Source organism: Pseudochelatococcus sp. B33 (assembly GCF_053570585.1).
In genome coordinates, this window is record NZ_JBSEFH010000052.1 from 1 (window position 1) to 10,636 (window position 10,636).

Annotated in this window: 11 protein-coding genes; 9 read left to right on the forward strand and 2 right to left on the reverse strand. The window is 63.5% G+C overall.

Annotated elements, in window-relative coordinates; all coding sequences use genetic code 11:
* The 5 genes from ACUSIJ_RS29100 to ACUSIJ_RS29120 all read left to right on the forward strand — a co-directional run.
* On the forward strand, positions 1-325 hold a 325-nt coding region (locus ACUSIJ_RS29100; RefSeq protein WP_449311913.1), incomplete at its 5' end, for an IclR family transcriptional regulator domain-containing protein.
* A 220-nt stretch (positions 326-545) separates the two neighbouring features.
* Positions 546-2,276 (forward strand): ABC transporter permease, encoded by a 1,731-nt coding sequence (locus ACUSIJ_RS29105; RefSeq protein ID WP_449311914.1) that lies wholly within the window; start codon positions 546-548, stop codon positions 2,274-2,276.
* 65 nt (positions 2,277-2,341) lie between these two features.
* Positions 2,342-3,424, forward strand: coding sequence for an ABC transporter substrate-binding protein (locus ACUSIJ_RS29110; RefSeq protein WP_449311915.1), 1,083 nt, complete (start codon positions 2,342-2,344; stop codon positions 3,422-3,424).
* Positions 3,425-3,513: 89 nt separating this feature from the next.
* Positions 3,514-4,620, forward strand: coding sequence for an ABC transporter ATP-binding protein (locus ACUSIJ_RS29115; protein WP_449311916.1), 1,107 nt, complete (start codon positions 3,514-3,516; stop codon positions 4,618-4,620).
* Between the two features lie 107 nt (positions 4,621-4,727).
* A complete protein-coding gene (locus tag ACUSIJ_RS29120) occupies positions 4,728-5,423 on the forward strand; it encodes a class II aldolase/adducin family protein (protein WP_449311917.1) in 696 nt (231 codons plus the stop codon).
* Between the two features lie 96 nt (positions 5,424-5,519).
* Here the strand turns inward: ACUSIJ_RS29120 and ACUSIJ_RS29125 are convergent, their stop codons facing one another.
* Complete coding sequence (locus ACUSIJ_RS29125) at positions 5,520-6,485, reverse strand: LysR family transcriptional regulator (protein WP_449311918.1); 966 nt, start codon at positions 6,483-6,485, stop codon at positions 5,520-5,522.
* Between the two features lie 61 nt (positions 6,486-6,546).
* On the opposite strand from ACUSIJ_RS29125, the gene ACUSIJ_RS29130 reads away from it, so the two are divergent.
* Genes ACUSIJ_RS29130 through ACUSIJ_RS29145 form a run of 4 tightly spaced genes read left to right on the forward strand, consistent with a single transcriptional unit; the run spans position 6,547 to position 10,277 of the window.
* The gene (locus tag ACUSIJ_RS29130; RefSeq protein WP_449311919.1) at positions 6,547-7,590 is read left to right on the forward strand and encodes an amidohydrolase family protein; all 1,044 of its coding nucleotides are present in this window, start codon (positions 6,547-6,549) and stop codon (positions 7,588-7,590) included.
* 45 nt (positions 7,591-7,635) lie between these two features.
* On the forward strand, positions 7,636-8,667 hold the full coding sequence (locus ACUSIJ_RS29135; RefSeq protein WP_449311920.1) for an ABC transporter substrate-binding protein: 1,032 nt from the start codon (positions 7,636-7,638) through the stop codon (positions 8,665-8,667).
* A complete protein-coding gene (locus ACUSIJ_RS29140) occupies positions 8,664-9,470 on the forward strand; it encodes an ABC transporter ATP-binding protein (protein ID WP_449311921.1) in 807 nt (268 codons plus the stop codon). Before ACUSIJ_RS29135 ends, ACUSIJ_RS29140 begins: the two co-directional genes overlap by 4 nt.
* Positions 9,471-10,277: an ABC transporter permease gene (locus tag ACUSIJ_RS29145; protein WP_449311922.1), complete on the forward strand. Its 807-nt coding sequence runs from the start codon at positions 9,471-9,473 to the stop codon at positions 10,275-10,277.
* Between the two features lie 34 nt (positions 10,278-10,311).
* Here the strand turns inward: ACUSIJ_RS29145 and ACUSIJ_RS29150 are convergent.
* Positions 10,312-10,636 (reverse strand): IclR family transcriptional regulator domain-containing protein (locus ACUSIJ_RS29150; RefSeq protein WP_449311923.1); only part of this gene is annotated, 325 nt, incomplete at its 5' end.

Sequence of the window (10,636 nt, forward strand, 5' to 3'; positions counted from 1 at the left end):
CGCCCATCTGCCGCCCTACCAGCTCGGCCGCCTCCACGGTCAGATGGCGGAGGCGTTCGCGGACGCCGGTTTTGGCGCGTCTCTCGCCGAGGTGAAGGCGTCATTGAAGGCGCATCGCCGGCGCGGCTGGATCCATGCGCGGGGCGAGGTGACGCCCGGGGTGGTGGGTATCGCCGCGCCTGTTTTCGACGGCGAACGGGAGATTTTGGGCAGTCTCAGTCTCACAGTACGGGATTCGCAAGCAACCCCGGACAAGTTGCAGCGCATGGCGGATCAGGTCGTGCTTTGCGCGCGCATCATCTCCAACGCCATGACGCGCGAATGAAGGTATGCCTTATCCCGGCTATCCGCCACGAGGGCCGGAGATTCGCCGGCCAACTCGTCCTGGATAAGCTGCACTGAGAATGCCCAAATTTGGCTATTTACAAAAATCCAATATAATGAGATATACTTTCGATTAACGACAAGCACGGCCCCGTGAAAGAACGGCGCGCCCAACAGCGGGCAGCAATGCCGCATCCCAAGCAATGGGAAGGGAGGAAATCTTGCTCATCCAGGACATATCCGTCCATAAGTCCGGCAGCCTGCCGCGTATCGATGCCAAATGGATCATCATCGGCGTCACCGTGCTGCTCGTCGCCTGGTTCGTGCTGATACCGCTGGTGTTTCTGCTCTGGCAGAGCTTCGTGACACCGTATACGCGCACCACGCCGTCGGTCTTCACGTTCATGAACTACGTGCACGCCTTCTCGTCCGCGCGGCTCGGCACGTTGCTGTCCAACTCCTTCATTTTCGCCAGCGGCACGGCGCTGTTCGCGCTTGCTCTCGGCACGACGCTCGCCTGGCTGAACGAGCGCACGAACACGCCGTTCAAGTCGCTCTTCTTCGCGCTGTCGCTGATTCCGCTGATCATCCCGAGCATCCTGTTCACGGTGTCGTGGATCCTGCTCGCCAGCCCCCAGATCGGTCTCATCAACCGCATGCTCCGGGGCATCTTCGGTGTGGAAGAGGCGATCTTCGACATCTATTCCATGGGCGGCATGATCTGGGTGGACGGCCTGCACTATTCACCCATGGCCTTCCTGCTGATGACGGCCGCGTTCCGCGCCATGGACCCGTCGCTGGAGGAATCGGCGATGATGAGCGGCTCGTCGATCCTGCAGACGGCCTATCGCATCACGCTGAAGCTGACCTGGCCCGCGATCGTCGCGGCTTTCCTGATCATCTTCATCCGTGCGATCGAATCCTTCGAGGTGCCGGCGCTGCTGGGCGTGCCTGTCGGGCTGCAGGTCTTCACGTCGTCGATCTATCAGGCGGTCCACGGCTATCCGAGCGATGTCGGGCTGGCATCGGCGTTCGCGGTCATCCTGCTCGGGATCACCTCGCTCGGCATCTATTTCCAGTCGCGCCTCAGCAACCAGGGCAGCAAATTCTCGACCGTTACCGGCAAGGGCTTTCGCCCGCGGCAGATGGATCTCGGCCGCTGGCGCCATGTCGGCACCGCCTTCTTCATTCTCTATGCGCTGATCGTCGTCGTCCTGCCGTTTCTGACGCTGCTGTGGTCCTCGCTGCATCGCTACAATACGCCGCCCTCGTTTGCCGCCCTGTCGGGCATCACGCTCGATGCCTACCGCCAGGTACTCGCCTTGCCGGCCATGGGCACGGCGGTCTGGAACAGCATCATTCTCGCCATCGCCTCGGCGACCGCGGTCATGCTGCTCACGTCCGTCATCAGCTGGATCGTGATACGCACGAAGCTGCCGGGCCGCTGGCTCCTCGACAATCTGTCGTCGCTGCCCCTCGTCTTCCCCGGACTGGTGCTGGGTCTTGCGATGATGGTTTTCTACCTGAATTTCGATATCGGCATCTACGGCACACTGTGGATTCTCTTCATCGCCTACATGACGCGGTTCCTGCCCTACGGGATCCGCTATACGACGACGTCGATGCTGCAGATCCACAAGGAGCTCGAGGAATCGGCGACGATGAGCGGCGCCTCGTGGTCGAGGACGTTCCGCGCCGTCATCCTGCCCTTGATGAAACCCGGCCTGCTGGCCGGCTGGATCTACATCGTCATCGTCTCGATCCGCGAACTGTCGAGCTCGATCCTGCTCTACAGCCCCGGCACGGAAGTGGTCTCGATCATGATCTGGGAGCTGTGGCAGGGGGGTACCTACGTCCAGCTTTGCGCCTTCGGCGTGATGCTCATCGGCTCCCTCTTCATCCTGGTGCTCGTCGCGCAGGCGCTCGGAAGCAAGGTCGGCGTGAAGGGTTGAGAGTGATGACGACACGCCCGTCAATCGATCACAAGCAAGAACGGACAGCACAGGAAGGAAATGCCATGACCGCATTCAACAGGCCGACGAGCCGCAGAGGCTTCGGCAAACTGACTTTCAGTCTCGCCCTCGCGGCCGCCTTCGGCAGCGGGGCCGGCAAGGCGCGCGCCCAGAACGTGCTGCAGGAGCTGGCCTCCTACAGCGGCCCCGATCGCGCGGAGCGTCTCCTGGAAGGCGCGCGGGCCGAAGGGGCGCTGTCCATCTATACCTCCCAGCGCCAGGAGGACATGACGGCCGTCGCGAAGGCTTTCGAGGAGAAATACGGCATCCGCGCCAGCGTCTGGCGCGCCAATTCCGACGTGGTGCTGCAGCGCGCGCTGACCGAGAACCGCGCCGGCCGCTTCTCGGTGGACGTTTTCGAGACCAACGGCAACGAGCTGGAAGCCCTCCACCGGGAGGAAGTCCTGCAGAAGGTCGTTTCGCCGTCACAGGCCGACATCATGCCGCTCGCCACACGGCCCCATGGTGAATGGATCGGCACCCGGCTCAACATCATCACCTCCGCGATCAACACCGAACTGGTCAGCGCCGAGGACGCGCCAACGACCTGGACGGATTTCCTCAACCCGAAATGGAAGGGCAAGATCGGCGTCGAGGCCGACGACGCCGACTGGTTCGCGGAAGTGGTCAACTCGTTCCCCAGCGAGGAAGAGGGCCTGGATTTCTTCCGCGAGCTGGTGGCGACCAACGGCCTTTCCGTGCGCAAGGGGCACTCGCTGATGCTGGAGCTCGTCGCCGCCGGCGAGATCCCCCTGGCCATGACCGTCTACCAGTATCACGTCGACGGCATGAAGAAGAACGGCGGCAAGGTCGACTGGCTGCTCATCAAGCCCGCCATCGCCCGCGTCAACGGTCTGGCCGTGGCCAATGCCGCGCCCCATCCGAACGCGGCGCTGCTCTTCTACGACTTCCTCCTGACCGATGGACAGAAACTCTACGCCGAGCGCGAGTACACCCCGACCAACATCAGCGTCAGCCCGCTGCCGGAGAATCTGGAGCTCACGATGGTCGATCCGGTGCGCATGCTGGACGAGGGCAAGAAGTGGCAGCAGCTCTTCGAGGACATCGTCATCAACCGCGGCAGGTAGGCCCTCTTCGCCGGCGGCGGAGCGGAGCGGGCGACCGCTCCGTCACCGGCGGCCATTCATTCGGTGCTGCAAGCCCATGAGGACAATCAATGCTGTCTGTCAGTAACCTGTATACCGAGTATCCAAATGGAAGCGGCGGCGTTGTGAAGGCGGCGCAGGACATCAGTTTCACCGTCCCGAAAGGCAAACTCTTCACGCTGCTCGGGCCGAGCGGCTGCGGCAAGACCACGACATTGCGCTCCATCGCAGGGCTTGAACGGCCGACCGGCGGCCACATCGCCATCGACGACATCGTGGTCTTTTCCTCGGCCGGCAAGACCTTCGTGCCGCCCAACAAGCGCGATTTCGGCATGGTCTTCCAGTCCTATGCCATCTGGCCGCACATGAACGTCTTCGAGAACGTCGCCTTTCCGCTGAAAAGCGGCTCGCGCAATTTCAGCAAGGCGGAAACGGAGAAGAAAGTCGAGCGTGTGCTGAAGGCGGTGGCGCTCGACCATCTCGCCAGCCGCGAGGCGACGCGCCTCTCCGGCGGCCAGCAGCAGCGGCTCGCGCTGGCGCGCGCGCTCGTGATGGAGCCGCGCCTGCTGCTGCTCGACGAGCCGCTCTCGAACCTCGACGCGAAGCTGCGCGAACTGATGCGGTTCGAGCTGAAGCGCATCCAGCGCGATCTCGACCTCACGACCATCTATGTCACGCACGATCAGGCGGAGGCGCTTGCGCTTTCCCACCAGATCGCCGTCATGCACGACGGCCGGATCGAGCAGCTCGGGACGCCGCGCGAGATCTACGAGCGCCCCAGCAGCCGCTTCGTCGCCGATTTCGTCGGTACCACCAATTTCATCGAAGGCACCGTTCTCGACGCGGAAGGAGACAGCAAGGCGCGGATTAACAGCGAGATCGGGCAGATCGTCGTCGACAGCGATTCCGCCGAACTGGCGAGGGACAAGAAGGTCAGCATATCCATCCGTCCCGAGAACGTTCACCTTTCCCTGAATCCCGGCGAGCGGGAAGACGGCGTCATGGACTTCGTCGGGACGGTGGAAGGCAAGGCTTTCCTCGGCGAGGTCATCGACTACAAGATCCGCGTCGCCGACGGTGTCTTGCTCGCCCGCGCCCATCCTTCCGTCCAACAGGTCCTCGGCAAGCCGATCCATGTCCGCCTGCCGGTCGACAAGTGCCGGCTCGTCGAGCCCTGACGGAAAGCCATGAGATCGCCTTGGGGCTCGCTCCTGCAGCATTCAGTTCCCGCGTCAGGAAGCCAGGACCTACCACGCATACGCAAAACCCTGGAGGAAGCATCACAATGTCGGATGAACTCAAACAGCGCCTGATCGACGCCGGTATCGTGCTCGACGCCGCCGGGCTCGGCGATTTCACGCGCGGTCACGTCTCGGTCCGCGATCCGTCGGACCCGTCCCTCTTCTTCATGAAGCCCCACAGCGTCGGCTTCGAGGAGGTGACGATCGAGAGCGTCGTGATCTGCAATCTCGAAGGCGAAAAGGTCGGCGGAGCCGGAAGACGACACAGCGAGGTCTTCATTCACTCGGAGATTTTCCGCGCGCGGCCGGATCTGAATGCGGTCATCCACGCCCACCCCAAGTATGCCGTCGCGCTGTCCTCGGTTGACAGGCCCTGGCGCGTCGTCTCCCAGTCGAGCGCCGTCTTTTCCGATGGCGTCGGCCTCTACGAAGACACGATCGACCTGATCCGCTCCCAGGAAACGGGACGGGGCGTCGCCCAGGCGCTCGCCGGCCACAAGGCCGTTCTGATGCGCGGCCATGGCGTCGCGGTCGCGGGGAACTCCCTCGAGGAGGCCGTTATCCGCACGATCACGCTCGAAAACGCCTGCGAGGATCAGTTCATCGTGCACGGCTTCGGCGGAGAGACCATCGCGTTCGCGGAGGACGACGTCGCGCGGCTGCGCAACAACCTCGACCGCGCCGAACAATACGTCGTGAACTTCGACTATCTGTTGCGGCGGGCCCACCGCCATCGGTGATGCAGATATGGCCAAGGTGGCGTCATGAAGCCTGACGGCGGGTGATCGCCGCCGAGGCCTCGGCGTCCGGGCGGGGCGGATCTGTCTGCTTTCGCATCAGATCCCGCGAGCCGGCGCCGCTTCGCCCGCTTCCTGCGGGATGGACCACCCCGTCGTTTCGTCCTGCGCGACCGTGGCCACGAGCGCGCGGGCGATCTCCAGGATGCTGCTTGCGAAATGGGCCGGCACGTTGTCGGCGAGGCAGAGGACAAGCTGGCGGTTGATGCTCGGCCCCTCGATCCGGCGCGCGCCGATCCTGCCGGCGCGGATGCCGTCGAGGCCGAAGATCGACGGCGCGATCGTGCAGAAGCCGCGCTCCTCGATGAACGTCTTTTTCATGTCGATGGCGTTGACTTCGAAGGCGATGTCGAGCCTGATGCCGGCTTCCCGCGCGATGGCGTCGATGATTTCCCGCGTCGTGTGCGCGGGGCTGTCGAGCACGTATTGGTAGGCCGTCAGGCGTGTGAACTGGATCGGCCCCTCCTCCGGCCTCACGATCGCGCGCGGACCGAGCAGATACATGGCCTCGTCGGCGATGTGGTGGCAGCGGCCCAGCAGGCGCCCGGCCAGCGTGCTGTAACAGAGGGCCGCGTCGATTTCGCGGCTGATGACCAGGGGCGTCAGGTCCGAACTCAGGCCGTCGCGCACCGTGACGGTGCTGAAACCCATCTCGCGCAGCCGCAACATCATATCCGGCCCGATGAGCTTTCCCGGTGAAGGCGCGATGCCGACCGTGAGCGGCCTGTCCCTCGGCGGCCGGAACGGCGCGATGCTGTCCGTCGCGATCCTGCACTGGTCGAGCACTTTCATGGCCTCCGCGTAAAAGGCCGTGCCCGCCGGGGTTGGCACCACACCGCTCGGCGAACGCCTGAAGAGCTCGACGCCCAGCACCGCCTCGAGTTCCTTCATCTGGTAGTGCAGCGCGGGCTGCGACAGATTGAGTTCGGCAGCCGCGCCCGTGAACGATCCCGCCTCGCAGAGCTGGCAGAAATATCTCAATTGTTTCAAGGTGAAGCGGGTCATTATAGAAAATTCTTATATTGCGAAAAAAATTCTATACTAGGGCCTCCGGAGGCGCAAGGGCATGATCCGCTTCGACAAGAAGGGAGCCGACATGCAATATATTGATGCTTTCAATCACTTCTTTCCCAAGGCCGCGTGGGCGAAGATACAGGGCCTGTCCGGCGCGGGGGAAGGCATTGGCAAACGCATGCAGGGCATTCCCTGCATCTATGATCTCGACACCCGCCTGCAGATCATGGACGAGTTCGGCCCCGGTTATCGCCAGATCCTGTCGCTCGGCATGCCGCCACTGGACGAGATGGGGGATGCGGCCTTCGGCGCGGAGGTGGCGCGGCTCGCCAATGATGGCTTCGCCGAGCTGATCGCCGCCCATCCCGACCGGTTCGCCGGCTTCGTGGCCGGCCTTGCCATGAACGACCCGGCGGGCGCGGCGCGCGAAGCCGAGCGGGCCTTTACCACGCTCGGCGCCGCGGGCCTCCAGATCCACACCAACGTCGGCGGCCTGCCGCTCGACGATCCGCGCTTCGACGAGATTTTCGCGGTGGCGCATGAATATCGCAAGCCCATCCTGCTCCATCCCTCGCGCGGCAGCGACTTGCCCGACTACAAGTCCGAGGATCGTTCGAAATACGAGATCTGGTGGACGTTCGGCTGGCCGTACGAAACGAGCGCGGCCATGGCGCGCCTCGTCTTCTCCGGCATCATCGACAAGTATCCCGGAATCAGGTTCCTCGCCCACCATCTGGGCGCGATGGTGCCCTATTTCGAGGGGCGCGTCGGTCCCGGCTGGGACCAGCTCGGCAAGCGCACGTCGGACGAGGACCTGCGTCCAGTCCTCGAGCGCCTGAAGAAGCGTCCGCTCGACTATTTCAAGGGCTTCTACGCCGATACCGCGGTGTTCGGTTCGCGGCCGGCGACGGAATGCGGCCTGGCGTTCTACGGTGTCGACAAGGTCCTGTTCGCATCCGACTCGCCGTTCGATCCGGAGCGGGGCCCCGGCTATATCCGCAGCACCATCGCCGTTCTCAACGAACTCGGGCTGCCGGAGAGCGATCTGGAGAAGATTTGTTACCGGAATGCGTTAGAGTTCTTCGATCTGAAATAAACGGACAAGCTGAAAATAAGCGACATTCTGGGAGGAGGATGCAAGGTGACGACGACGCTGTTCAAACGGATCATGCTGGCTCTTTCGTTGACGCTCGCGGCCGCTCCCGCTGTCGCGGCGGACAGGATCAGCGTCGGAGTGACGAATGCCGCGAGCGACATTGCGCTGTTCATCGCCGACGCAAAAGGTTATTTCGCGGAAGAGGGGATCGAGGTGGACTTCGTCCCCTTCGACTCGGCCGCGAAGATGATCGCGCCGCTCGGCGCGGGGCAGCTCGATGTCGGCGGCGGCGCTGCGTCCGCCGGCTTCTACAATGCGCTCGGCCGCGATGTCGACGTGCGGATCGTGGCCGACAAGGCGCGCAACTCTCCGGGCTACGGCTTTCAATCGTTCCTGGTGCGCAAGGCCCTGAAGGACAGTGGCGAGGTCAACTCGCTCGCCGATCTGAAGGGGCGGAAGGTGGCGGTCGTTTCCAACGGCAGCAGCGACCTGTCCGTGCTCAACGAGGCGCTGAAATCCGCCGGCCTCCAGTATGGCGATGTCGAGATCAGCTATCTCGGCTTCACCCAGCAGCTGGCGGCCTACGAGAACGGTGCCATCGACGCCAGCATCACCACGGAGCCGAATGTGACCAACATCGTCTCGAGAGGCGCGGCGGCGGTGCTGGTTTCGAACGACAGCTTCTATCCGGACCAGCAGACGGCCGTCATCTTCTACGGCCGGGAGATGCTCGATCCTGATTCCGACCGGGGCCTGCGTTTCATGAAGGCCTACGTGCGGGCCGCGAACTTCTACGTCGATGCGCTGTCCGAAGGCGGCCTCAGGGGCCGGAACGCCGAGGAGGTCATCGACATCATGGCCAAGTATTCGAACGTCAAGGACCCGGACGTCATCCGCAAGGTGACACCACACCGCATGAACCCCGACGGCACGGTGAACATGGAAAGCCTGCAGAAGGATCTCGCCTTCTTCCAGCAGGCCGGGCTGGTTTCCGCCGATGCGACGCTGGAAGGCGTCATCGACACGTCCTATGTCGCCAGGGCGAACGAAGCGCTGGCAGCGGAGGGCAAGCAGTGAGCGACACCGCCTCCGGCCACGCCGACACCATCCTGGAGATCAGCCGCCTCAACAAGCGTTACGGGAACTTCCACGCGGTGTCGGATGTCAGCCTGTCGATCCGGCGCGGCGAATTCTTCATGATCGTCGGGCCCTCAGGTTGCGGCAAGTCCACGCTCATCCGGATGCTGGCGGGGCTGGAAAAGCAGTCGAGCGGCAGGATACAGGTCAACCGGCAGGCGAATTCCGGACGGCCGGAAAATGCCATGGTCTTCCAGGGGGATTCCGTGTTTCCCTGGATGACGGTGTGGGAGAACGCGGCCTTCGGCCTGAAGATGCGCAACCGTCCCGAAGCGGAGATCCGGGACGTGGTGGGGCATTTTCTGGCGAAGACCGGGCTGACCCGTTTCGCCAACGCCTATCCGCACCAGCTGTCGGGCGGCATGCGCCAGCGCGTGTCCGTCGCGCGGGCCTTCGCCAACGATCCGGACATCCTGCTGATGGACGAGCCGTTCTCCGCGCTCGATGCCCAGAACAAGTTCCTGCTTCAGGAGGAGTTGCTGCGCATCTGGGAGGAAACGCGCAAGACCGTGATCTTCATCACCCACAGTGTCGACGAAGCCGTGATGCTGGGAGACCGGATCATGATCATGACCGCCAATCCGGGTACGAAGAAGGAAATCGTCAACGTCGATCTGCCGCGGCCGCGTGACCTGATGGAACTGCAGATGAATCCGGAGTACGGCACGCTGGTGCACGATATCTGGTCCAGCCTGCGCCATGAGGTGAATCGTGCCAGAGAGCTCAACGCGATGGAGGCGTAGGTGGCGCAGGTTCAACGCGAAAGACTCGCATCCCGTCTGAAATTCTCCCTGCCCGCGCAGGAAACGGAGCGGCTGATCGCCATCAGCTCGCCGCTGCTCCTGCTGCTGCTGTGGGAAGTGCTCGCGCGCTACGGTGTCATCGACCAGCGCTTCTTTCCGGCCCCGACGCGGATATTCGCCGTGATGGGCGAGATGATCGTGCGCGGCGATCTGTGGACGCACATCAGCGTCAGCCTGTGGCGGCTCGCCGTCGGTCTGATGATCGGCGGGGTTCCTGCCCTTGTGCTGGGCGTGATCATGGGGCTCAACCGCAAGATCTACGCCTTTTTCGACCCGCTGATCTCCGCAACCTATCCCATCCCGAAAAGTTCGATCCTGCCGCTCGCGCTGCTGATCTTCGGCCTCGGCGAGGCCTCGAAGATCTTCATGGTCGCGATCGGGGTGTTCTATCCCATGGTGATCAACGCCGCGACCGGCGTGCGGGGCATCAGCCAGATCTATCTCGACGTCGGCACCAACTATGGCGCGAACCCGCGGCAGGTCTTCATGAAGATCGCCCTGCCGGGGGCGATGCCGGTCATCCTGACCGGCGTGCGGCTCGGCGTCGGCATGGGCCTCGTGCTGATCGCCATCGCGGAGATGGTCGGCGCCAAGAGCGGCCTCGGCTACATGATCTGGGCCGCGTGGGAGACGTTCGCCGTGGAGCAGATGTACGTCGGCCTCTTCTGCGTCGCCATCATCGGCTTTCTTCTGAACGTCGGCGTCAACCAGATCGAGAAGGTCCTGGTCCCCTGGCGCAGGGTCTGACTACCGCGATGGAAAAGCCGGGAAAGGCGCACCTTCATTCGCGCGTCATGGCGTTGGAGATGATACGCGCGCAAAGCACGACCTGATCCGCCATGCGCTGCAACTTGTCCGGGGTTGCCTGCGAATCCCGTACTGTGAGACTGAGACTGCCCAAAATCTCCCGTTCGCCGTCGAAAACAGGCGCGGCGATACCCACCACCCCGGGCGTCACCTCGCCCCGTGTATGGACCCAGCCGCGCCGGCGATGCGCCTTCAATGACGCCTTCACCTCGGCGAGAGACGCGCCAAAACCGGCGTCCGCGAACGCCTCCGCCATCTGACCGTGGAGGCGGCCGAGCTGGTAGGACGGCAGATGGGCA

Bases quoted from the DNA above. Each gene is read 5' to 3' on its own strand.
- ACUSIJ_RS29125 (WP_449311918.1), bottom strand. From the start codon at position 6,485: ATGACCCGCTTCACCTTGAAACAATTGAGATATTTCTGCCAGCTCTGC.
- ACUSIJ_RS29110 (WP_449311915.1), top strand. From the start codon at position 2,342: ATGACCGCATTCAACAGGCCGACGAGCCGCAGAGGCTTCGGCAAACTG.
- ACUSIJ_RS29115 (WP_449311916.1), top strand. From the start codon at position 3,514: ATGCTGTCTGTCAGTAACCTGTATACCGAGTATCCAAATGGAAGCGGC.
- ACUSIJ_RS29130 (WP_449311919.1), top strand. From the start codon at position 6,547: ATGATCCGCTTCGACAAGAAGGGAGCCGACATGCAATATATTGATGCT.
- ACUSIJ_RS29120 (WP_449311917.1), top strand. From the start codon at position 4,728: ATGTCGGATGAACTCAAACAGCGCCTGATCGACGCCGGTATCGTGCTC.